The sequence below is a fragment of the Pseudovibrio sp. Ad5 genome (assembly GCF_001623095.1).
GTDB lineage: Bacteria > Pseudomonadota > Alphaproteobacteria > Rhizobiales > Stappiaceae > Pseudovibrio.
In genome coordinates this window covers 323,936-346,419 of record NZ_LMCH01000059.1, presented here as the reverse complement: position 1 = coordinate 346,419, position 22,484 = coordinate 323,936, and the positions used below count along the sequence as shown (strand labels likewise).

The 22,484-nt window shown below is 52.3% G+C and carries 18 protein-coding genes; 9 read left to right on the top strand and 9 right to left on the bottom strand.

Going from position 1 to position 22,484, the window contains the following annotated elements; genetic code table 11:
- Positions 1 to 85: 85 nt before the first annotated feature.
- The 5 genes from PsAD5_RS17945 to PsAD5_RS17925 all read left to right on the top strand — a co-directional run bounded on the left by PsAD5_RS17945 (position 86) and on the right by PsAD5_RS17925 (position 5,098).
- Positions 86 to 988 carry a ThiF family adenylyltransferase gene (locus PsAD5_RS17945; RefSeq protein ID WP_208988684.1) on the top strand — a complete coding sequence of 301 codons (903 nt, stop codon included), beginning with the start codon at positions 86 to 88 and terminating at the stop codon, positions 986 to 988.
- Between the two features lie 271 nt (positions 989 to 1,259).
- Positions 1,260 to 2,249 (top strand): ABC transporter substrate-binding protein, encoded by a 990-nt coding sequence (locus PsAD5_RS17940; protein ID WP_063293073.1) that lies wholly within the window; start codon positions 1,260 to 1,262, stop codon positions 2,247 to 2,249.
- An 89-nt stretch (positions 2,250 to 2,338) separates the two neighbouring features.
- A complete protein-coding gene (locus tag PsAD5_RS17935; RefSeq protein WP_084406000.1) occupies positions 2,339 to 3,109 on the top strand; it encodes an ABC transporter permease in 771 nt (256 codons plus the stop codon).
- A complete protein-coding gene (locus PsAD5_RS17930) occupies positions 3,099 to 3,911 on the top strand; it encodes an ABC transporter ATP-binding protein (RefSeq protein WP_063293071.1) in 813 nt (270 codons plus the stop codon). The genes PsAD5_RS17935 and PsAD5_RS17930 overlap by 11 nt, the downstream gene beginning before the upstream one ends.
- On the top strand, positions 3,908 to 5,098 hold the full coding sequence (locus tag PsAD5_RS17925; RefSeq protein WP_063293070.1) for an NnrS family protein: 1,191 nt from the start codon (positions 3,908 to 3,910) through the stop codon (positions 5,096 to 5,098). Before PsAD5_RS17930 ends, PsAD5_RS17925 begins: the two co-directional genes overlap by 4 nt.
- Positions 5,099 to 5,353: 255 nt before the next feature.
- On the opposite strand, the gene PsAD5_RS17920 is transcribed toward PsAD5_RS17925, so the two are convergent.
- A complete protein-coding gene (locus PsAD5_RS17920; protein ID WP_063293069.1) occupies positions 5,354 to 7,951 on the bottom strand; it encodes an ATP-binding protein in 2,598 nt (865 codons plus the stop codon).
- Complete coding sequence (locus PsAD5_RS17915) at positions 7,948 to 8,721, bottom strand: response regulator (RefSeq protein ID WP_063293068.1); 774 nt, start codon at positions 8,719 to 8,721, stop codon at positions 7,948 to 7,950. Before PsAD5_RS17915 ends, PsAD5_RS17920 begins: the two co-directional genes overlap by 4 nt.
- A gap of 313 nt (positions 8,722 to 9,034) precedes the next feature.
- Between PsAD5_RS17915 and PsAD5_RS17910 the strand changes: the two genes are divergently transcribed.
- The 4 genes from PsAD5_RS17910 (at position 9,035) to PsAD5_RS17895 (ending at position 14,749) form a co-directional block, all read left to right on the top strand.
- Entirely contained in the window at positions 9,035 to 10,057 is a 1,023-nt protein-coding gene (locus tag PsAD5_RS17910; protein WP_063293067.1) for an ABC transporter substrate-binding protein, read from the top strand.
- 106 nt (positions 10,058 to 10,163) lie between these two features.
- A complete protein-coding gene (locus tag PsAD5_RS17905) occupies positions 10,164 to 12,371 on the top strand; it encodes an ABC transporter permease (protein WP_063293100.1) in 2,208 nt (735 codons plus the stop codon).
- Positions 12,372 to 12,394: 23 nt separating this feature from the next.
- Positions 12,395 to 13,465: an ABC transporter ATP-binding protein gene (locus PsAD5_RS17900; RefSeq protein WP_063293066.1), complete on the top strand. Its 1,071-nt coding sequence runs from the start codon at positions 12,395 to 12,397 to the stop codon at positions 13,463 to 13,465.
- A gap of 192 nt (positions 13,466 to 13,657) precedes the next feature.
- Positions 13,658 to 14,749: a DUF2235 domain-containing protein gene (locus tag PsAD5_RS17895; protein ID WP_063293065.1), complete on the top strand. Its 1,092-nt coding sequence runs from the start codon at positions 13,658 to 13,660 to the stop codon at positions 14,747 to 14,749.
- Positions 14,750 to 14,802: 53 nt separating this feature from the next.
- On the opposite strand, the gene PsAD5_RS17890 is transcribed toward PsAD5_RS17895, so the two are convergent.
- The 7 genes from PsAD5_RS17890 to PsAD5_RS17860 form a co-directional block, all read right to left on the bottom strand.
- Complete coding sequence (locus tag PsAD5_RS17890; RefSeq protein WP_063293064.1) at positions 14,803 to 15,408, bottom strand: cytochrome b/b6 domain-containing protein; 606 nt, start codon at positions 15,406 to 15,408, stop codon at positions 14,803 to 14,805.
- Positions 15,409 to 15,410: 2 nt separating this feature from the next.
- A complete protein-coding gene (locus tag PsAD5_RS17885) occupies positions 15,411 to 15,872 on the bottom strand; it encodes a c-type cytochrome (protein ID WP_063293063.1) in 462 nt (153 codons plus the stop codon).
- 266 nt (positions 15,873 to 16,138) lie between these two features.
- A complete protein-coding gene (locus tag PsAD5_RS17880; RefSeq protein WP_244272098.1) occupies positions 16,139 to 16,858 on the bottom strand; it encodes an ATP-binding cassette domain-containing protein in 720 nt (239 codons plus the stop codon).
- Between the two features lie 9 nt (positions 16,859 to 16,867).
- Entirely contained in the window at positions 16,868 to 18,043 is a 1,176-nt protein-coding gene (locus PsAD5_RS17875; protein ID WP_057462445.1) for an FtsX-like permease family protein, read from the bottom strand.
- Complete coding sequence (locus tag PsAD5_RS17870; RefSeq protein WP_063293062.1) at positions 18,040 to 19,269, bottom strand: HlyD family efflux transporter periplasmic adaptor subunit; 1,230 nt, start codon at positions 19,267 to 19,269, stop codon at positions 18,040 to 18,042. The genes PsAD5_RS17875 and PsAD5_RS17870 overlap by 4 nt, the downstream gene beginning before the upstream one ends.
- A gap of 172 nt (positions 19,270 to 19,441) precedes the next feature.
- Positions 19,442 to 20,506, bottom strand: a complete 1,065-nt coding sequence (locus tag PsAD5_RS17865; protein WP_063293061.1) for a cell division protein ZipA C-terminal FtsZ-binding domain-containing protein — start codon at positions 20,504 to 20,506, stop codon at positions 19,442 to 19,444.
- Between the two features lie 287 nt (positions 20,507 to 20,793).
- Entirely contained in the window at positions 20,794 to 22,473 is a 1,680-nt protein-coding gene (locus PsAD5_RS17860) for a methyl-accepting chemotaxis protein (RefSeq protein WP_063293060.1), read from the bottom strand.
- Between the last annotated feature and the right edge of the window lie 11 nt (positions 22,474 to 22,484).

Sequence of the window (22,484 nt, the reverse complement as noted above, 5' to 3'; positions counted from 1 at the left end):
AAGTTTGTGTGCAATCGATAAATATTTGTTTGTGTGCGGTTTTATTACTCGCACTGATTGGAAATTTTATTAGTGGAGGAAGATGTTGACTGTTTTAGCTGCATCTCAAGCACAAGGGTCTAAATCAGGCACATGTGCAGGCTTTTCATATGACGCTGCTTTTTCCCGCAACATTGGTTGGGTGACACCGGAAGAGCAGCAAACTCTGCGTGGTAAGCGTGTTGCGATCGCTGGTATGGGCGGTGTAGGCGGCATTCATGCTGTCACATTGGCTCGATTGGGAATCGGTGCGTTCAGCGTGGCTGATTTCGATCACTTCGACATCGTCAATTTTAATCGCCAGATTGGGGCCACTGTCAGCACCCTGCAAGAGCCTAAGGTTTCAGTGATGGCTGAACAGGTGCGTAATATTAATCCAGAGGTGGATCTGCGGGCTTTTCCGGATGGTGTAACCGATGAGAACATAGATGCCTTTTTGGAAGGCGTTGATATGTTTGTCGATGGCTTCGACTTCTTTGTGCTGGGTATGCGCAGAAAGGTTTTTGCAAAGTGTCGCGAACTCGGGATTCCAGCGGTTACGGCTGCTCCGCTTGGTATGGGCACTGCTTATCTGTGTTTTACTCCGGATGGCATGAGCTTTGAGGACTATTTCCAGTTTGAAGGGGAAGACGAGTTACATCAGTACTTCAAATTTTTGTTGGGTTTGGCACCAAGCGCATTGCATCGCCATTCACTGGTGGACACTTCTCAGCTGAACCTGAAGGAGGAGCGTGGCCCATCCACTGCTGCGGGCTGCCAGTTGGCTGCGGGGGTGGTTGGAGCGCAAGCCATTAAGCTGCTGCTGGGTCGCGGGCCATTGAAGCCAGCGCCTTGGTACCATCACTTTGACGCCTATGAGGGCAAGTTCGTGACCAAGCGCCTCCCCTCCGGGAATGGCAACTTCTTCCAAAAGCTGAGGCTCAAAAAGACCATGCAGCAGTTTACCTAGTTTCTGCATAATTGCAGGAACATAGGTGCGTGGGAGGCTTTCCCCTACCAAAGAGAGATTGTGCGATTTCGGGCAAGTCGCACAAAGCTCCCGCGCATCTTGGTGCCTTTAGGCAGGGTTTCACGTCTTAAATTGCTTTAATATGAGTTTAATCTTCAGGTTATTGACTTTTGTCAAATAAGCGAAGGAGTGATCGTGATTTACAGTAATTGCAATTCATTCGCATTTGCGAGCCGTTCGCTTTCTATCCCGTTTCGATGGAAACTCAAAAATGATCACACGTCGTTCTTTTCTTTCGCACACTGCAGGGTTTACCGCTGCTGCATCTCTGGGTAGTACGCTGCCATTTGTGGCTCAAGCGGCCAATCCGGCGCTGGCTCTGCATGGTCCGCCAGTGGGGCCATCTGTTGTGCTGTCTTACATTGCCAATAAAGGCTTGCTCTCTGACTTTACAGAGAAAGTAGATTTCTCCGTTTACAAGTCACCAGATGTCCTGCGCGCTGGTTTCGTTTCCGGTGACTGGAAATTGGCGGGCACCCCGTCTTATGTTGCCGCAAACCTCGCCAACAAAGGCCTTCCCGTGAAGATGCTGAACATCATGACCTGGGGCATGCTTTATGTGCTCAGCTATGATGGTTCTGTGAAGTCCCCTGCGGATCTGGCCGGTGAGAAAATCGGCATGTTCTTCCGAAATGATATGCCGGACCTGGTGTTTGGCCGCGTCATGCAGCAAAACGGGCTGACAGAGGGCAAAGACTACTCCTTGCACTATGTCAGCACCCCGTTTGAAGCATTACAGCTTCTGCTCTCAGGTCGCATCAAGCATTGCGTTCTGCCAGAGCCGGCTGCGACAGCGGGTATGGTCAAAGGCAAAAAGATGGGCAAGTCGATCCATCGTTCTATAGATTTGGCCAGTGAATGGACGTCTGTGACGGGCGGCGAAGGTCGCTTCCCGATGGCAGGCATGATGGTGCATGAAGATCTGCTCAATGCACAGCCAGAGCTGATTGAAGGCTTCCACAAAGCCTGTGTCACCGGCACTGAGTGGGTGAAGGCAAACCCCAAGGAAGCGGCGGCTGTTGCATCTGAAAGCATCACATTGCCCGCACCCGTGATTGCCAAGTCCATTCCGCATACACATCTGACAGCGGAGCGTGCCAAAGACATTCAGGCCGAGTTGGAGCAGTTCTACTCCATTCTGGCGGAAAAGAACCCATCCATCATTGGCGGAAAACTACCGAACGCAGATTTCTATCTGTAGCGATGCTGGCTTGACAGGCCGCGCAGAGGTTGCGGTCGCCTGGTCTGCTGAGCCCAACACACAACGAGAAATACCTGATGATCCATCACATGCTATCGACGTTAATGAGTAAACTTTGGAGTGGTTGGGGCACTCTGGCGGGGGTATTTCTCATTTTCGCGCTATGGCAAGTCGGTTTTGAGACATTCGGGTCTCTGGTGTTGCCTGCGCCATTGGAAGCATTGAGCCGGTTGGTGGAACTTGTCGCTTTGCCATCCAGGCTCGAATACATTCTGATCACTGCCAAGCGGGCATTTGCTGGCTTTCTGCTTGCCAGCACTTTTGGTATTTTCTTTGGCCTGATAGCCGGTTGGTCCAACACACTGTCGCTACTCTGTAAGCCGTTTATTACCGTGGCCCTTGGGGTGCCGCCGATTGCATGGATCGTGCTTGCGCTGCTGTGGTTTGGCGGCGATGACGGCACGCCGATCTTTACAGTGTTCATCTCAACGATCCCGCTCATTTTCGCAGGCGCTTTGCAAGGCGTGCGGATGCGGGAGAAGGAGCTGGATGAGATGGCGCAGAGTTTTCATGTGCCGCTGGTTCAGCGGTTCTGGCAGGTGCAGGCACCGCAGATCGTCTCCTACCTCTTTCCGGCATGGGCAACAGCGTTGGGGTTGAGCTGGAAAGTTGTGGTGATGGCAGAGCTTCTCTCCAGCACGCGTGGCATTGGCGCTGGCCTTGCCGAAGCACGCGTCAACATCGATACCGCGTCTACCATGGCGTGGATTGTTGTGGTTGTTGGTCTGCTGCTGGTCATCGAAGGTATGTTGCTCAACCCTGTCAAAGACTATGTGGAGGGTTGGAAGCATGCTGAATGATGCAGCTCCCCAGCTCTCCGTTGTGCCAAGAGGCTCAGCAGAGACAAAGCCATCCGTTTTATCTGTCTCAGTGGAAGACCACCGCTACCATCCTTTGCAGCAAACACTGGCGCCGAGTGCGCTGGAGCTGAAAAAAGGAGAAGTTGTCAGCATCATCGGTCCATCCGGTTGCGGGAAGTCGACATTTCTGCGCATCGCAGCGGGATTGATTGAGGCAAGCACGGGGAAAATTTCAAGCACTGAGGATCGAACGGCGATCCTGTTTCAGGAACACAGGTTGCTGCCATGGAAGAGCCTTCTGAACAACATCAGCTTTGGTCTTCAGGGGCAAAAACTCTCTAAGTTCCAGCGTATGAAAAAAGCGCGGACCGTTGCTTATGCCATGGGTTTCACTGAGGATGATCTGATCAAGTATCCCTCAGAGCTCTCCGGTGGCATGCGCCAGCGTGGTGCGTTGGCCCGTGCACTGGCGGTGGAGCCTGACCTGTTGTTTTTAGACGAACCTTTCAGCGCACTCGATATTGGCCGTCGCCGCGATCTTTACCGGCTTGTGCTGCATGAAGTTGATGAAAAACAGTGCTCTGTCTTAATGGTCACTCATGATGTGACCGAAGCATTGGCATTGAGTGACCGTGTTTTGATTATGGCGCCAGATCCGGGGCATTTTGCCAAGGAGTACGAGGTGCCATTGACCCGCTCCGAGCGTACGCGTCGAAACCTTTTGGAACTTGAGGCAAGCTTACTGGCGGATGACCGGATTGCGCAGCTGTTTAACATGAGCAACTGGGAGCAGCTGGTATGACGGATCTTGCACATACACCTCGCCAACAGGCCTCGTTCTTTGATGCTCCGGTGTTCTCTGAAGGTTTCCGGGTCTTCTTTCCGCTATCAGCACTCTATGCCGTGTTCTCCATCGTCGTGTGGGGACTTGTGCTTGCAGATGTCCTGCCAGTGCCGCTGGATGCAGACCCTCTTCTCTTTCATCAATATGAGATGTTCTTTGGCTTTTTCACGGGCGCAATGGCGGGTTTTTTGACGACTGCTGTGCCCTCCTGGTCAAACACACCGAAGATTGCGGGCGCACAATTGGCGGGTTTGGGGGCACTTTGGTTGGCAGGACGTATCGCGTTCTGGATGCTTGGTGTGCTTTCGCCGACTGTCGTGTTCGTGGTTCAGGCTTTCTTTCCCGCGGCGCTACTGATTGTTATCTTGCCCCGACTATGGCGTGCCAAGATGCGGCATCTTATGTGGTCGGTGCTTATGCTTTGCACAGCCCAGCTTGTGTGCTTTTGGGAATACTTGGAGATTGGCGTTCTCAATAAGGGACTTGCGATTGCGGAAGGTGCGTTCGTCCTGATGGTCCTCACGGCTCTTGCTCCGGTTTCCATGGTGATTGTGAATGATGCGTTGGCCACGCGAGATGATGGCGCCGTTTTTGTTCCTCGTCCACCAATGAGGCGTGCGGCGCTGTTCTGCATCTCCGCGTTTACTCTTGCCAAGGTGTTGGGTGTTTCTGATGCTCTGCAAGGATGGCTGGCGCTGTCCTCTGCCTGTGCGGTGCTCAACATCTTGCAGGACTGGCATGTGGCAGGCTCTTTGCGAACCACCTTCGCGAAAGCGCTCTACCTGGTCTATTGGTTCTTTGGAACTGGCTTTGCATTGGAGGCCGGCGGGTTGCTTGGGCTGCTTTCTGCAGGTTCTTATGTTTCCGGTCAGCACATGATCTTCATCGGCGGCTTGTCTCTGGCAACCTTCATGGTTTTGACCATCGCGGGTCTGCGACATGCGGGCTATTCTTTGAAACTTCCAAAGTTACTAGGCGCCGCGATCCTGTCTCTCATAAGCGCCTGTCTGGCCCGCTCTCTCGGTCCACTGCTCTTCCCTGATCTGGATGTGATGCTACTGGCCTGGCTCCTGTTTGCACTCGCTTTAACCCTATATCTGATCCACTTTGTGCCCGTGGTTCTCCGCGAAAACTTCGTAGAATAAAGGCAACTGACTATGCTTTCTTTATCGAGATTGTTTGAACCGAAGAAAACCGACCTTTCTGAAGGTCTTGTTTCAAATGCCTTTGCGCCTGAGTGCGGCGACGCAGTATCAGCTGGCAAGGGCTGCAGTATAAAAGACAGAGAGTTTTGCCACGATGCGCGGTGTTATGCTCTCTCGCAAGCTTGTCATGCTGGCTGTGATCAACACCAGTTTATTGATGCGCTCTGGGCGGAAGACAGACACTGAAGCAGTGTCTTAGCCGGCAGCCTCAAACTGCTGTATCTGGCTGAGCAAAGCTTCGGCCAGTTGTTCCTTGCTGTAAGGTTTGGCCAGTCGTGTGATCCGCTCTAGGTTTTGTGTTTGTGGTTCCAGTGCTTTGGGGAAGCGCCCTGAGGTGACAACCACTTTTTGGTCTGCGCAGGCTTTGATGCTGGCTTCGGCCAGATCCCAGCCGATTTTGCCATCTTCGAGCTGAACATCTGTGAAGAGAATGTCGAACTTGGTTCCGTTCTCAATGAGCACTTTAGCGGAGCCGTAGCTGTTGGCTTCGATACAGATGAGTCCCATCTCTTTCAGCATGGTCTTGGCGCGCAACAGGGTTTGTAGATCATCCTCAACCACCAGAATGCGGCGAGGCTGGTCAAACGTAATCGCGGTGTTAGGCGTCAAATCTTCCAGTGGTGCCTGCGGAATGACGAGGGTCACTGTTGTCCCCTCCTCCTTCTCGCTGGTGATGCCCATTTGCCCGCCGGATTGCTTGATAAAACCGAACACCATGCTCAGCCCAAGTCCAGACCCTGCAGATGTGCGGCGGGTGGTGAAGAAAGGTTCGTAAACGCGTTCCAGCGTTTCCTGATCCATGCCGCATCCGTCATCAGTCACACTTATGGAAACACTCTCGGACCCGTTGGCCACAACCCGAACAGAAATCGTACCCGCATCTGAAATGGCGTGGGAGCTGTTGATGCAAAGATTCAGCAGTGCGCTTTCCAGCTGGCCAGGGTCGATGCGCACATAGGTTGCTTCCTCCGGCAAATCTGTCGTCAGGATGATCCGCTCATCGATGCTCAATGAAATGATCTCGGCCACACTTTCAATGAGATAGTTGATTTCAACGACTTCTGGCTCAAGGTGCTGTTTGCGGGCAAAGGCAAGCAGGCGCTGGGTTAGATTTGTGGCCATTTCTACCGCGCTATGAATGCGTTGGATGTTGCCTTTCAGATCAATGAGTTTGGAGCTTTTGCGCTCAATAATTCCGACGCTGCCAGAGATACTGGTCAAGATGTTGTTGAAGTCATGGGCCACTTCACCGGTTAGTTGGCCAAGGCTTTCGAGCTTTTGTTTTTGTTGTGCCTGTTCCTGAACAAAGCGACGGTCCGTTGCGTCAGAGAATGACCAGACTGCACCGCCTTCTGGTAAGGGACTTTTGCGCACTTCGATCAGGATGCCGTCATCATCAATCAGTTCTGCAAAGCGGAAGCGTGTGCCATGTGGACGGACGTTCTCATCCTTCCATCTGAACCCGGAGTTCTGGATCAACACGCGGATGTCTCTGGCCTTTTCAATCTCTGCTTCATTGATGCGAAGCGTTGCTGCCAACCGTGGGTTCCAGGCCGTCATATCATGGGCATCGTTGGTCAGAACCAGCCCTTCAGCGATGCAGTTAAAGGTGGTCTCGAACAGCTCTGTCTTGCGTTGCAACTGGCCATAAATACGGCGCAACCGAATGGAATTGGCGCGAAAAATGCGGAAGGAATGCAACAGTCGCGTGATCTCGTCATCCTGCCGCGCAGGTCGTGGGAGCACGGTGGTGTGATCTCCTTTGGCCAGGCTGGACATGGCGTGAGAGATGTGATTGATGTTCTTGGTCACGTAACCAGCAATGTAATGCGCTGACATCAAAGCCAGAAGAATACTTGCGATGCCAGTGAGCAGCACAACGAGCTGTGCACTGGAGATGTAAGAGGATGTTTCTTGCCGTTGCTTGGAGATTTCTTCACCTGACAGACGAACAAACTCAGCAACCAGCTGGTTGATCACCTGCGCGCTGGATTTGATTTTGAAAAGCGCGTTGCGGGCTTCCAGTTGTCCCGCCATCGCCAGATGACGAATGGCATAAAGGCCTGCGTTGTCCTCTGCTATTGTCTTCAGTGCTGCAACGGCTTCCTGAACCTCAAGGGCAGTTATGCCCTCCAACTCAGCCATTTGCAGATGATAGCGGCGACGCAGCTCGCCCAGACTGAGGAAATCAGTTACATGTGCGGCGGAAATCAATAGGTTGGCAGCCTGCCCAATTCCTTGCCAGGCCTCACGTTCCTCTGCATTCTGGTAAAACGTGGAGGAGTTCTTGACTGCAAGGCGCTCCATCTTGGAGAGGTCAACAAGCAGGGTACGAACCTGATCCTCAGACTCGCTGATTTGCTGGGCTGCGTTGACCAGCACAGCCACCTGAGAGCGCATGAGCGAGAGGTTTTGCTGCACTTGCGGCAGAAAACGCCCGAGACTGCCCTGTTGCCGTGCAAGTGGGAAATTGTCTCGATATTGCTGTTCTGCCTTACTCAGCTCAACAAGCAAGCGAGAGCCTTCATTCTCGATCTGATAGACCGAGGAAAGATTCAGGATGAAGGGAGCTGAACTCACCAGACCTGCCGATTTATTAGCCAGTTGGAGTGAGCTTGCGATTGCTTCAATGGTTTTTTGGTAATGCCCAACGAGCTTCACGTTGGCTTGGTCCAGCCAGTACCACGCGATCGACCCTGCAAACAAAGTTGCAAAAGTCAGCAGCGTGATGGCTGCCAGCAAACGTGTTTTGATGGAAAGCAGAGCTTTCACGCGTTGGGGCAGAAAGGTCATGACAGGTCTACTGCGGTCTCATCCAGCGCAAAGACATAGCCTTTACCGCGACGGGTCTGCAAAAAGACCGGCTTGGATGGATTGGCCTCAATCTTCCGGCGCAAACGCAGGATCAAAACATCGACGGTGCGGTCCATATAGCGGGAAAGATCGCCCCCTAGATACTCCAGTAGTTCTACGCGATCAATCGGGCGGTTCGGGTTCTCTATGAGAAACTCCAGAAGGCGTAACTCAGAGTTTGTCAGGCTAATTTCCCGTAGGTTCTTGTCCAGTAACCGCCGCTCATCGCAGATGAAAGAGAGTTCACCGAGAGGAATGATCCCAGCGCTGAGAGCTTGAGGTGCAGCGAGCGCGACTGTGGACTCCGGTTCTGCAGGAACGTTGCGCTTGTAACGACGCAGAACCGCACGAATGCGGGCGATCAGTTCTCGCGGATTGAACGGCTTCATCAAAAAGTCATCAGCACCGGTTTCCAGTCCAACGATCTTGTCTACCTCATCTCCCGTGCCCGTGAGCAGGATAATCGGGAAGTCATAGGACGTGCGTAGGCGCTGTGCGAGCATCATGCCGCTTTCACCATCCAGCTTCAGATCGATGATTGCCAGATCAAGGCTTTCCAGCTCTTTGAGCGCGATGAGTTCTTTGCTTCCGTGACACGGCAGTGCCTGGAATCCATATTCATGCAGCAGTTCCTGCAAGACCTCGCGAATAGCCGGGTCGTCATCAACGACAGCTACCTTTGAGGGTGACCTATCCCAACTCTCGGTCATTTATGTAACCTTCCTCGCAACCCGTACCATGCTCCCAGACGCATACTTGGAGGTCGTTTTTGATTTTCTTCAGATTGCGGCGACAATGCACGTGAAAGTGCCTTCCCATCAATAATTCTAATATTTCATATGTAACTCAATTCTGTAATAAATGTAACATTTAAAATATATATCTGCTAAATAAGAACATACTTAACGGTAAAGCATAAGCACTCCTGTGATGTTTCATGTAATTTTCAAATCAAGTTACGGGAATATGTGGGTGTACTTGTAAGTTGTTACACCTACATGCGTTTAGACTTGGGAGAAGATAATGAAAAACGCTCTTTTAGGTGGTCTTGCTGCTGTTGGCCTTCTTGCTGCACTTCCAGCAACAGCTTCTGCTGAAGAACTCAACATGGTCTGCGGTGCTGAGCAGGACTGGTGTGAGCTGATGGCACGCGGTTTTGAGGATGAAACCGGTAATGAAGTTCTGATGGTTCGCAAAAGCACTGGCGAAACACTCGCTCAGGTACGTGCAGAAGCAAGCAACCCTAAGATTGACGTATGGTGGGGCGGTACTGGCGATCCACACCTGATCGCAGCATTTGAGGGCCTGACACAGGATCCAGGCGTTGATACCAGCGACCTGTTGGGTTGGGCATCCAACATGCACAAAATCTCCAATGGCGGCACTGTTGGCATCTACGCTGGCGCACTCGGCATTGCGTATAACGCTGAAGTTCTGGAAGAGCGCGGCCTGCCTGCTCCAGCTTGCTGGAAAGACCTCACAAACCCTGCGTACACCGGCGAAATTCAGGTTGCGAACCCGAACAGCTCCGGCACTGCTTACACTGAGCTGGCAACCTTCGTTCAGCTGTTCGGTGAAGATGAAGCCTACCGTTTGCTGACTGAAATCGGCAAGAACGTGAACCAGTACACAAAATCCGGTTCGGCACCAAGTAAAGCTGCTGCTCGCGGTGAAACCACCATCTCTATCGGCTTCATGCATGACATGGTTAAGCTGGCAGGTTCCGGTTTCCCGCTGAAGATCGTGGCGCCATGTGAAGGTACTGGTTACGAAGTTGGCGCTGTGAGCGTGATCAAAGGTGCAAAGCACCCTGAGCTGGCAAAACAGTTTGTAGAATACGCTCTGCGTCCAGAAGTTCAGTCCCGCTCTATTGAAGTGAAGTCCTTCCAGGTTCCTTCCAACTCCAAAGCATCCGTTGCTCCTGAGTCCCCAGATCTGGCAAGCATCAAGCTGATCGACTACGACTTTGCAACATATGGTGAGCGTTCCACTCGTGAGCGCCTGCTAAAGCGCTGGAACGTAGAAGTTAAAAACGCTTCTCACTAAGTAAATCGAGCGTTGAAGGGCGGACTTATTCTCTGTCCGCCCTTCACCCCATATGCGTTGCATCGTATTCGCGCTCGCGCCAATACAAAACTCTCGGATCAACATCATGCGAAAGACAATTGCGCTCTGGCTCGCCGCCGGAATAGTGGGATTTTGCATATTTCCCTGGTACTCAGTAGAAAGCGGCTTTTGGTCTTTTAGTTGGTTGTTCAGCGAATTCCTTAGCGAAGACGCTGCACCTGCCCTCTTCCAAGCTCTGCTTTATGGCCGCTGGTGGTTTGTTCCATTAGCATTGGCATTCGTCGGTATCGGCCTGTCGTTTGCTTTGCTGAAAGATGAGCGAACCCGGGCAAAGGCCCTTGTTATTCTGTCTATGACAGGCCTTGCTCTGTTGTTTGCGCAGGGCTTTGCAATTGGCAGAGTCGGGCCGGAACTGTTCGTTGATGCCCTCAACTTCGGTTCAGTGGCAGCCGGTCAAGTTGGCTTTGGCTCTGGGGCGATGATAACCGCCGGGGCTCTCCTCTTTATCCTCACCACAAGCATTTCTGGTCTTGGTCAGGGCCGCGGTGATGCGTTCATCGTTGGCAGCATCGGCCTCATTATTGCTTTGGTGATTACCTTTGTTTTCTATCCGGTTTCCCAAATCCTCATCCGCGCTTTTCAAGTGTCAGATGGCAGCATCGACATAACTGCCTTCTTCGGGCGTTTCTTTTCCAGCGATATCTGGAGCCTTGCCTGCCTTGCTGGTGGCAGAACATGCGGTCCGGCCTGGAACTCCGTTTTTCTCGCAGTGCTTACCGGTGCTGGTACAACCCTCCTCGGCCTCGCCTTTGCGCTGGTCGCGACCAAAACCGCGTTTCCTGCGAAAAAGCTGCTGCGCATCCTCACCATTATTCCAATCATCACCCCTCCCTTTGTGATTGGTTTGGCGCTGATCCTCATGTTCGGCCGTGCTGGTGTAGTGACAGATGTGCTGCATGATGTTTTTGACATCTCGAAAAGCCGTTGGCTCTACGGTTTCTCCGGCATTTATCTCGCGCAACTGCTTTCCTTTACGCCGATTGCTTTCCTTGTGCTCATCGGTGTGGTTGAGGGCGTAAGCCCATCCATGGAAGAAGCTTCTCAAACCCTCAACGCAAGTCAGTGGCAGACTTTCAAGAACGTCACATGGCCTTTGATGCGCCCAGGTCTGGCAAATGCCTTCCTGCTTGGTTTCATTGAAAGTATCGCCGACTTCGGTAACCCGTTGGTGTTGGGCGGCAACTTCAACGTCCTGTCTACTGAGATCTACTTTGCCATTGTCGGTGCTGTGGCTGACCCATCCAGAGCAGCTGTTCTGGCTGTCGTCTTGCTCATGCTCACCCTGTCTGCCTTTGTGGCGCAGCGCTTGTGGCTTGGCAAAAAATCTTATGCGACTGTGACAGGCAAGGCTGACTCCGGCCAGCATTCGCCGCTGAACTCTGCGCTTAAATGGACATGCTACGGCTTTGCATTGCCATGGGCTGCGTTCACAGCTGTTGTCTATTCCATGATCGTATTCGGCAGCTTCGTGAAGCTTTGGGGTTACGATAACACCTTTACGCTGGATCACTACATTCGGGCATTCTCTGTCAGCTTCAATAACGGTATCCGCTGGACGGGTGTGGCGTGGGACAGCTACTTCACCACGCTGACCATCTCCACCATCGCGGCACCTCTCACCGCGGTTGTTGGTTTGCTCACTGCCTACCTGCTGGTGCGTCAGAAGTTTGCTGGCAAGAACCTGTTTGAGTTCAGCACAATGCTCAGCTTTGCAATTCCGGGCACTGTGATTGGTGTAGCTTACATCATGGCCTTCAACACACCACCAATTGAGCTGACTGGCACCAGTATCATCCTGATCATCGTGTTCGTATTCCGTAACATGCCAGTGGGTGTGCGCGGTGGTATCGCGGCTATGTCCCAGCTGGATAAGAGCCTTGATGAAGCCTCCATCACGCTTGGAGCAAACAGCTTCACCACTGTTCGCAAGGTGATCCTGCCTTTGATGGGGCCAGCGATCCTTGCAGCTCTGGCGTATAGCTTCGTTCGTGCAATCACTTCTGTGAGTGCGGTGATCTTCCTGGTGAGTGCGCGCCACAACATGGCAACCTCGTTCATCGTGGGCCGTGTTGAACATGGCGAGTACGGCATCGCGATTGCGTACTCCTCTGTGCTGATCATCACCATGCTCGTGGCAATCCTGCTGCTGCAGGTCGTCATTGGGCAGCGCAAGTTGCGTCGTCAGAACCGTCTGCAAACCTCAAACAAAAACAAAGAGCTGGCTTCAGCTTAGTCCTGGAGTTTCTGGAGTAAATCATGTCTATTATGCAAAAAGCAGGCTCTGTACAGTTCCGGGATGTCGTCAAAAAATACGGTTCTGTCACCGCACTGAAGCCTCTCAACCTGGAAATCCAGCAGGGCGAGCTTGTCACTCTTTTGGGCCCAAGTGGTTGCGGCAAAACCACCACTCTGCGTCTCATCGCCGGGCTGGAAGCTGCAACTGAAGGCACTATTTACATCGGTGGCAAGGACGTCACGCATCTAACGGCGACGTACCGCAACGTGTCCATGGTGTTCCAGTCCTACGCACTCTTCCCGCATATGAGCGTGGTCGACAACGTGTCCTACGGCCTGCGTGTCAATAAGGTGCCTGCCAAGGAAGCCAAAGCCAAAGCAGAAGAAGGCTTGGCTATGGTTGGTCTGGCTGGGTATGGTGAGCGCCTGCCAAGTGAGCTTTCCGGTGGCCAGCAGCAGCGTGTGGCAGTTGCTCGTGCTGTTGTGCTGGAGCCTGAGGTTCTGCTGCTTGATGAGCCGCTCTCAAACCTTGATGCAAAGCTACGCCGTCATGTACGTGAAGAGATCCGCGAAATCCAGCAAAAGCTTGGCCTGACCGCTGTCTATGTGACGCACGATCAGGAAGAAGCGATGGCTGTTTCTGACCGCATCATCGTGATGAATAAAGCGGAGATTGCACAGTCTGGTACTCCGCGAGAGCTCTACAACCAGCCGAATTCCGCGTTTATTGCTGACTTTATTGGTGATGCAAACGTGGTGGATTGTGAGATTGCAGGTTTCAGTGAAGGCACAGTTTCACTGAAAGTTGGTGGGGCCTCTGTTGTTCTGCCTTACTCTGGTCCGGCGTGTCAGCACGGTAAGCTGGCGATCCGTCCAGAAGGCATCACCGTTACACAAGATGGGACCAATGGCATCGCTGCGGGCATTGCTTACGCAGCTTATCTCGGCAACCAGATCCAGTACTCCCTCAACACTGGATTTGGCAAGTTGTTCGCCATTGATCACAACCTGAGTGCAACGGTCATTCCAACAGGTGCAGAAGCCTTCATCCACCTCAAAGAAGAGGGGCTGGCCTTTTTGCCAGAAGCATAAGGGCTAGGACGGCCACCTCCATCCGAACCCTCTCTTCTAAAACAGAAGCCCGGAGATCCCCCTCTCCGGGTTTCTTTTTGTCTGGCTCATGAGAATGTGTGGGGTGCATGAGGTGTAGATACTCGCATAAGCTGTACTTACCTGCGTTTGCTGATTAAGTTTAAGTGACACTGCAGTTTTGAGAGGTAGGCCATGGTGAAGAACATAGTGGTGTTTTCAGACGGAACCGGTCAGGAGGGCGGCGAAGGCCCGGACACGAACGTCTATAAGCTCTTCAGGATTTGCGAAAACAGAACCAAACGGCAAGTGCTGTTTTATGATCGCGGATTGGGCACGAAAGCGCACCGCTCTCGTGTTACGCGTTTACTGGGCAATGCCACTGGGCTTGGTATCAGCAAGAACCTGATGGAATGCTATCAGTTCATCTTCGAGAATTATCAGGCCAAGGATAAGATCTATCTGTTCGGCTTCAGCCGCGGCGCCACCACCGTGCGCAGCCTTGCAGGTTTCATCGAGATGTTCGGCATCCTACCCAAATCCCGACCAGAACTGATCGCCAAAGCCTACAAGATTTACCAGATCAGTGATTGTCATGCGCGAAAAGCCAAAGCACAGGAATTTCGCGAAAGGCACCACAATATGTGGGCAGACATTGAGTTTATCGGCGTGTGGGATACGGTCGCAGCGCTTGGGCTGCCTTGGAAACCCCTTTCCGCTGCCGTCAACAAGCTCCCCGGCTTCAAACATGAGTTCCATGACCTGACATTGCCTGTAGCCGTGAAGAATGCTTACCATGCCTTATCCATTGATGATGAGCGTGAGGTGTTCCATCCTGTCCTGTGGAATGAGAGTACCGCGCCAAACCAGATCATGCAGCAAACCTGGTTTGCAGGTGTGCACACCGATGTTGGCGGTGGTTATGAGGATTCCCGACTTTCAGACATCACATTTAATTGGATGCTGGAGCACGTAGAACGAAACGGCTTGCGCATTCATGAAAGCAGTCGCAAAGCGCTGGTTGCCAAGTTGAATCCGGATGAGACAGGCACGATCCATAATCCGCGTGAAGGCATCTTTGAGTACATCTACAAAGTGAAGCAAAGAATGTGGCCGCGGTTGGATCTGAACGCACGAGAACGCGGGCAGCCGCACGTTCATCCGAGTGTTCTTAAGCGGGCGAACAATCCGGAGATCAGCTACAAACCCTGGATGATAGAAAATAACCCGATTGAGGAGCCGCCGATCAAACGGACGGCTAAAGCGCGGGAAACTGAAACCTCTTAGGCAAAGAAAAGCCGGAGCAGATGTTGCTGGCCCGGCCTGATTTATTGCGAAGATCACTTGGCTTTTTGATAGCCTGTGATCATTGGGGTGACAAGATCTTCCCGCTTCCACAAACGGTAGAAGAAGATCGCTGCCACGTGCAGAACCACTAGGATAAGCGTTGCACGGGCTAATATGCCATGCCACGCCAATGCCGTACGGGCGCTGTCGATGCCTGCCCACGAGGCCAATGGCCCAACATTGATGTAGTCCTCCGGATCTGCGAACAGTCCCAGTGCCGCCTGCGCTCCAAACACTCCAAGCAAAAGGAAGACAAACAGGCTGCCAAGCGGGTTATGTCCCTTCCAGTTGCTTGCCTGCCGTTTTGGCAGTTTTACGATGTAGGAGAACAACGTTTTGGGGCTGTAAACAAAGCTTGAGAAACGAGCTGTCTCTGAGCCAATGAACCCCCAGACCAGACGGAACGCAATGAGGGCGAGCACTGCATAGCCAAACCAGAAGTGCAGCGTCATCACGTCTGGTCCAAACTTGCCCAAACCCCACGCGGCGGCAACACTGCCCGCGAAAAGCCAATGGAACAGGCGCAGTGGCAGGTCCCAAACAGAGGCTCCTGTTTTCTTCTGCGTTTCCAAGGAATGATCAGTGCTCGCAACCGTCATTTTTAGAAGTCCTTCGCGCGGAATTCTTTGTGGCAGCCTTTGCAGGTGCCGCCAAGTTTGCCGAGTGCTTTACCCAATGCAGGACGACCTTCGCCAGCGACATCATTCAATGCAACAAGTGCCTGATAGAATTCTTTTCCCTTGGCCTGATAGCCAGCCATGTCTTCCCAGATCACCGGAAGGGCGCGGGTTTTGCCTGGTAGGTCGGCGTTGGATGTGCCTGGAACATAAAGGCCTGCTGCGTTGTAGCTGGCAACTGTCATCATGTTGCCTGCAGCTGCTTTGGCTTTTTCTGGGCTGTATTCAATTTCGCCTTTTGCCATGGTTGCCAGAGCGCCCATATCATGCCCAAGTAGGGTGAAGTAAGCGCGGCGGGCTTCTACGACGTCGTCTTTGGTTGTGTCTGCCGCAAAAGCTGAAGTTGCAGTCATAGCGACCAGCGCAGTGATCAATAGTTTACGCATGGATTTCTCCGTGTTTGGTGGTTTCCTAGTATTTGATGGGGGTGTTTTTGTTTTGATTGTTCTATTTGAAATAAATCTTCTGGCATCGCATTGGCTGCCATTGTATATTTCTTGTCTTTGCTTGTTCTAGTTATGTATATACCCGTATAAGAATGATTTGAGCTTGCTTGAGGTTAGAATAGTTGAGCCAACTATCGCTTCAACGGGAATGTTGTAATAGTTTGTCGCAAGGTGTAACGGGCGCTTGCATGTATTCGTTTGAGAGATCATGCAGTCACAGCTTCCTCAACCAGATGCCCCTCATCCATGGTCAGAATACGATCTGCCAATTGCAGGATACGGTTGTCATGAGTGACCATCACCGTGGTGATGCCACGCTTCTCTCCCAGCTCTTTGAGCAGCTTGACCACTGTTAGCCCGGTGTCCTTGTCCAGAGCAGCCGTCGGCTCATCTGCAAAGATGATATCTGGTGAGGAAACCAGTGCGCGCGCGATAGCAACGCGTTGTTTTTGTCCGCCGGAAAGGTGGGCGGGCAGATAATCACTGCGATCTTCCAGGCCCAGAATGCTGAGCATATGCCGTGCAGCCTTCTCCTGCTGTGCCGCATCAACGGTTGCCTTCACGCCGTTTTGGTGAACCTGCAACCCCATCAGTACGTTCTGGGTCGCCGTCAGGCTTTCGTGCAAATTATGCGCCTGAAAGATAAAGCCAAGGCGTCGCCGCAACATGATCTTCATCGTCTCGTCTGCACTGTGCAGTTCATGTCCCAGTAAGGCGAGTTGGCCTTTCTGTACATCACGTAGGCAACCCATGAGCGTCAATAGCGTGGTTTTGCCGGACCCGGACGGACCCATCAGCACGGTCAGGCTACCTTTTTCGATCTCGAAGTTAACGTCGAATATGGCTTGTTTGCGGGCTTCTCCTTCGCCAAACCAATGGTTGAGACCGGAGACGCTGATTGGAGCATGTGGTGTGTATGTCATCATCAGAACCTCCTAGAACAGGTCAGCTGGATCAGCATGAGCCAATCGACGCGTTGCAATGGTTCCAGAAAGCGCACAGGCGGCCAACGTGCCGAGGAAGACAATGAGCGCCCGCGCCAGGGTGAGCCCCACTGGCAGACCGGATTTCAATGCCAGCATCTTGTAAATGCCCATGGCAGCAAACACCCCGGGGAAGAACCCAAGCACTGCAAGGACCATGGCTTCCTCAAAGATGATGCTGAGGAAGAACCCTTCACTAAACCCCATCGCTTTGAAGGTTGCATACTCCTTCAGGTGATCGGCCACATCCGTGCTGAGAACCTGATATACGATGACGATGCCCACCAGCACGCCGATGATGGTGCCAAACCCGAAGATGATGCCCACTGGCTTTTCTGAGGTTTGGTAGGCTTGTTCGTCGGATGCTGCTTTGGCGAAACTGCGGATTTTCAAGGTGTCTGTAGGCAATACCTGCTTCAGCAGTTCAACCGCACGCTCAACAGAAGCACCTTCTTGCACCTTCAGCAATATGTGGTCTGGTGCTCCGGAACTGCGGGAGGGTGAGAGCCGCAAGACGCTCTGGTCAGACATCACCAAATTGCCATCTGCACTAAAACCAGCGCCAATCTGCAAGGTGCCGATCAGCTTGATCTGACGGTTGTTCATTTCAAAGACAGCGGGTGTTTCAGGTGAAAGTGAGTTGAAGAATTCCTCTGTTCCACCACGTGTTTTGCGGTCCACCAGTGCAGTATCGGGCAAAGCCAACTGCAAAAACTGAGGGCGAAGGACCGGAGCCATGAAATCAATGGCTTCGATGGGTAACCCAACCAGTTGCAAACCAGCGATCTGGTCTTTCTGCACGCGCCAGTCCACCTTGGCAATGTAAACAGGAGCTGCTGCTGCGACCTCCGGCAGAGTTAGCGCTTGCAGCATGTGCACACGAGCAACATTGCCGCCTTCGGTAAGAGACTTGGCATCAGATGCGGAAATGAGAATATCTGCCTCAAACAGCTCATAAGGCTGCAAAGTGGAGCCAGTCAGAGCTCCCATCATACCGAGCTGCACGAACACCAGCACGTTGGCAAAAGCCACCCCAGCCAGCGCGGCGGCAAAGCGGCCTTTGTTGTGCGTCAGCTGCAACCAACCAATGGGCAATCGGCCCAGCACCCATGTGAGAAAACGGGTCACTTGGTTACCTCATCATTTGCTGGCTGAAAATATCCGAGGATTTCCAGGTTGGTGAGATTCGCCGCCAGTTCAGATGATGTCTCGTCCAACGTCACAACAACTGTGACCACTCGGGCGTCCGTGTTTGCGGCGGGGTCAACACTAATGATGTTCTGTCGTCCGACGATCAGCCCAATCTCTGTCAGCGTTCCGCGCAGTTCCTGCGTCAAAGCTTCTGCGCGTAAGATGACGGCATCGCCGATGTTCAGACGGCCAATCTGGTTCTGGTAAATCTCCATTTCAGCTGTCATTTCGCGGGTATTACCAAACTCAATGAGGCCTGCAGAAGATGGACGCTCGCCGGGTTGCACCAGCAGATCCAGCACGGTGCCATCAAACGGTGCGCGGACAACAGATTTCTCGAGGTTTACTTCAGCGGTGCGCAAAGCGATTGCAGCAGATTGTAACTTGCGTTTGGCGAGTTCTACATCCGCCTGAGAGAGATCGGCTGAACCACTGTAACGCTGCAGGGTTGCCACCTTGCGAGCTACATCCAGTAAAGCGCTTTCGGCTTCAGCTTCTGCGCGGTCCAGTTGAGCTTGTGTAACCACCTTGCGGGCAAACAGAGACTTGGTGCGCTCCAGTTCCGCCTGTGACAGATCCGCGTTGGTTTTGGAACGGTTAAGATCGGCTTCGTTCTCCACCTGACTGGCTGTGATAGAGAGCTGCACCTGCCGGAGGGAAGCTTCAGAAACCGCGATTTCCGCCTTGGCTGCCTCAACACTGGCTTCCAGTGAAGGGCGATTGTCCAACAAGGCGAGCACAGTGCCTGTCTCAACCCAATCACCGACTGAGATTGGCAACTCCACAATGCGGGCATCCCCTGCTCCGAATGGCAAGGCTATGGTAGAAACGCCGTCCCGCGGGATCAGCTTACCAAGCGCCACCACAGCGCCTGCTTCCAGCGCTTTGATGTCTTCCTTGGTCACTGTCGTGTTGATTGGAACGGCAATTTTCTGATTGCTTCCACCGCCCGGCTCTAGCCCTGTCATCTCATAAAACAGGCGTAGGCCAGCGGGTTGGAAGTACATGCCCATGACACCACCGGTGAACATGATAGCAATGAAGACAGGGACAAGCAGAATAATCCGCTTGAATGGCAAGCCCTTGCGAGCATTACCCGAAATAGACGAAATGCCCGTATCTTCCAAAGGCAAATCTTCGTTTGGCGCATTGTGATGGGTCACAGGACCACCTCTGCTGTGACTTGTTAATTATTACCTTCTAATATTCTAATATGAAAATCACGCAACCCAAAAATTGTACGGATTTGTAACTCAGGTGGAATTTGAGTTTTGGGTGTGTTTGGTGATGCTCGAGTAACACCGGAGCTATCTGATTATTCCAACGAAAGCGAGTTTATCGAACGGTGCTAATTTCGTCGCATCCCGTCTTCAAGTTCAATTCTTCCAGTTCCGCGCAAAGTTCAACGACTGCTTCTCTTAGTTCGTCAGGGCTATCAGCGAACTCATCATCAATTTGTGCAGATAAGTTACAGCCCGTTTTCTCTTGGAACATTGTGACCGCTCGCATCAGTTGATCAAAAACATGTACAGCTGATGGGGTCAGAGGAGGCGTGATGCTAAAGGTTACTTCAATAAAGTTTTGCTCACCTGATGCGACCAACTCCGGTAGGACATATCCTATCTTACCGTCATTCGGTTCGATCCAGATTAGATAGTCAGTTTGTCCTGTCGGGTCTTCCCACTGGAAGCAATCCATATCTCCCCATTTGAACCCCATTGTGTGCAATAGGTTCCATACCTCTTTGCCATCAAAAGTCTGGTTTGCATCAAGGTAGGCGGTAATGCTTACACAATCTGGTGCCAGATTGTTGATCGTCTCAACGCGTTCGAATTTTTCAAGGATATAATCTTCGCTGAGACTTGAGGACGAAAAGCCAAAGGGTAACGATGTAAGAAATGAGCTCAGTGCCTCTTGCGCTTTTAGAACGATCTCAGGGCTTGTCTCGGAGAACTCATGTGGGGACCAGCTGGCAATCAACTCTTGCCCCTCAGTTGGTGCATCTGAAGAACTTAAGTATGTTGTTATGCCCTTCGGTGTCACGACATAAAACTCCGGTGTCAGCTCTAAGCTGGGAGGGATTTCTTCGAGAGCACTTCGTAGAGCTTTACAGAGAAAAACTTCGCGGGCCTTGAAGCGAGAGATAATGTCGATATTCCAGTTTGGTTCGACATTTTGGTCTTCGAGAGGTTGACCGCTTAACTCCTGAGGCAGAGTAATTGGTGGTGGGATCAGATCTATTATACGTGGAAGTTTGGCGGTTCCAGGTATAGCTTTTTCGACTCTCTCACCAGATAAACTGGAGGGAACCTCTTCTAAATCACCTATGTTCAAATCTGAGGGTGTTTGCTGGATGTTCTTGTTCTTTGATGAAAAAAGTTTCCTTAGCAACTTCATCATTTTGGTCCAGCTTCCTTCAAAGACTGCCCAACACAAGATCAAGAAAATCTCGTTGAAAGATAGTTGGGGAGAGACTTCACAAAGTAGCTTTCTTTAGTTCAAGCTACTCTAGGCAGTATTTGCGGCATCTAATTGCGCAGTCAATATAAGATTGTAGCCAGTCAGATATCTCGGTGGCACTCAATAATCGAAACTTCGTATTGATTTTTCTGTCTTCGCTTTCTCTGAGAAGAGCGCGACTTCACCTGAACTGCCTGTTACTGCAGTTCAGGTTTTATTCGTTTCACTTAAGCTATTTCTGCCTGCGGGGTGTCCTCTTCTGCGATGCGGGTGAGGAAGGTGTCTACTTCGGCGGAGAGGTCGTTGGTGACTTGTTCCAGCAGGGCTGAGGACTGGTTGGCGGCTCCGGCTTCTGTGGTTGTCTCGTTGATTGCACCGCTGACGGAGACAACGTTGCTGGCGGCTAATGCTGTTCCGTCGGAGGCTGCCTGAACAGCTTCAGCAATTTCTGCGGTTGCCATTTGTTGTTGTTCAACGGCGTCAGAGATGGAGGATGTCAGCTCGCTGATCTCTTTTACCGCCGCCGTGATGGAGCCAATGGCTTCCACAGTGCTGCGGGTTGAACTCTGAATGTCGTTGATCTGCGCTGAGATCTCCTCGGTGGCGTGCGCTGTCTGGCTTGCCAGGGTTTTCACCTCTGTTGCTACCACAGCAAAGCCTTTGCCCGCGTCCCCTGCCCGTGCAGCCTCAATGGTTGCGTTGAGCGCCAGCAAGTTGGTTTGCTCGGCGATGTCGCGGATTAGGTTGAGAACGGTGCCAATTTGCTCAGCGGACTTGGCAAGGGCAATGACTTCATTGTCCGTGGTCTGGGCGATTTCAGAGGTAGACGTCACCAGTGTATTGGCGCGTGTGGATTGGCTGGAGATCTTTTGGATAGAAACAGACAGCTCCTCCGCTGCCGCTGCAACGGTCTCCACGTTTTGTGACGCGCTGGCAGAGGCTTCGCCTGCGCTGTTGGCCTGCTGGGTTGCCTGATTGGCCACATCGAACAAGCGCTCAGAGGAACTGCGCATTTCCATAGACTGGTTAGAAAGCATGGATACATTGCGTTCCAAAACCACGCGGAACTGCTCGACAACCTCTTCTTTTTGCTGTTGGCGAGATTGCTCACGGGAGCGTTCGGTCTTTGCACGTTCTTCCAACTCGCGGCGGGCGATGGCGTTTTCGCGGAACACCATGACCGCATCCTGCATCTTGCCGATTTCGTCTTTGCGGGCAGCCAGATTGAGGTTCACATCAACAGCACCAGAGGCAAGCTCATCCATTTTAGAAGTGAGCGAAACGATTGGTTTGCTGAGGCTGTTAGCCAGCCAGAGAGCAAAACCAAGTCCGCCAAGACCTGCGATCAATGCAAGGCTGAAAGAAATGATGTTCAGCCGCCGTGCATCCGCATTGGCCTGTGCAAGTGCTGACTGACTGGCGGTAACGGTGGATGATACAATCGCGTTGATGGAAGCCCGAAGAGCCTGATTGTGGCGCTCGATCTTCTCTTTGGTTGGGATCATGCGGGATGGTGTAATACCCAGCAGGATAGCCGCATCTTTACTCCAGTTTTTAAAGCTGGTCTGTGCTGAGAGAACGGCCTGCCGCATTTCGTCATTGAGCGCGACCTCTAGCGTCTCCTCAATATCCATGCCCAGAGATGCGTTGATGTCTTTAAACTCACGGCGAAACTCTTCGGGCTCAATGAACGTGGTCATGGCGAGTGCTGTATCGACGACCTCTTTGGCGTGCTCAAAATCGTTGACAATGGTGAAGGAAAGGCGCTGTGCTTCCAGCGCTTTTAGCGTCACACGGCCAAGGTTTTCACGGCCTTCAGCTGCCTGCCAGACAAGGAATGCCATCAGTGCCATAGCGACGACAATGAGGCTAAGGATCGGAATGAAGATTTTACTGCGAATAGTCATGGATCCGGCCC

Excerpts from the sequence above, each read along its gene's own strand:
- PsAD5_RS17940 (WP_063293073.1), top strand. The coding sequence starts at position 1,260 with ATGATCACACGTCGTTCTTTTCTTTCGCACACTGCAGGGTTTACCGCT.
- PsAD5_RS17935 (WP_084406000.1), top strand. The coding sequence starts at position 2,339 with ATGCTATCGACGTTAATGAGTAAACTTTGGAGTGGTTGGGGCACTCTG.
- PsAD5_RS17930 (WP_063293071.1), top strand. The coding sequence starts at position 3,099 with ATGCTGAATGATGCAGCTCCCCAGCTCTCCGTTGTGCCAAGAGGCTCA.
- PsAD5_RS17925 (WP_063293070.1), top strand. The coding sequence starts at position 3,908 with ATGACGGATCTTGCACATACACCTCGCCAACAGGCCTCGTTCTTTGAT.
- PsAD5_RS17920 (WP_063293069.1), bottom strand. The coding sequence starts at position 7,951 with ATGACCTTTCTGCCCCAACGCGTGAAAGCTCTGCTTTCCATCAAAACA.
- PsAD5_RS17915 (WP_063293068.1), bottom strand. The coding sequence starts at position 8,721 with ATGACCGAGAGTTGGGATAGGTCACCCTCAAAGGTAGCTGTCGTTGAT.
- PsAD5_RS17910 (WP_063293067.1), top strand. The coding sequence starts at position 9,035 with ATGAAAAACGCTCTTTTAGGTGGTCTTGCTGCTGTTGGCCTTCTTGCT.
- PsAD5_RS17905 (WP_063293100.1), top strand. The coding sequence starts at position 10,164 with ATGCGAAAGACAATTGCGCTCTGGCTCGCCGCCGGAATAGTGGGATTT.
- PsAD5_RS17900 (WP_063293066.1), top strand. The coding sequence starts at position 12,395 with ATGTCTATTATGCAAAAAGCAGGCTCTGTACAGTTCCGGGATGTCGTC.
- PsAD5_RS17895 (WP_063293065.1), top strand. The coding sequence starts at position 13,658 with ATGGTGAAGAACATAGTGGTGTTTTCAGACGGAACCGGTCAGGAGGGC.
- PsAD5_RS17890 (WP_063293064.1), bottom strand. The coding sequence starts at position 15,408 with ATGACGGTTGCGAGCACTGATCATTCCTTGGAAACGCAGAAGAAAACA.
- PsAD5_RS17885 (WP_063293063.1), bottom strand. The coding sequence starts at position 15,872 with ATGCGTAAACTATTGATCACTGCGCTGGTCGCTATGACTGCAACTTCA.
- PsAD5_RS17880 (WP_244272098.1), bottom strand. The coding sequence starts at position 16,858 with ATGATGACATACACACCACATGCTCCAATCAGCGTCTCCGGTCTCAAC.
- PsAD5_RS17865 (WP_063293061.1), bottom strand. The coding sequence starts at position 20,506 with ATGATGAAGTTGCTAAGGAAACTTTTTTCATCAAAGAACAAGAACATC.
- PsAD5_RS17860 (WP_063293060.1), bottom strand. The coding sequence starts at position 22,473 with ATGACTATTCGCAGTAAAATCTTCATTCCGATCCTTAGCCTCATTGTC.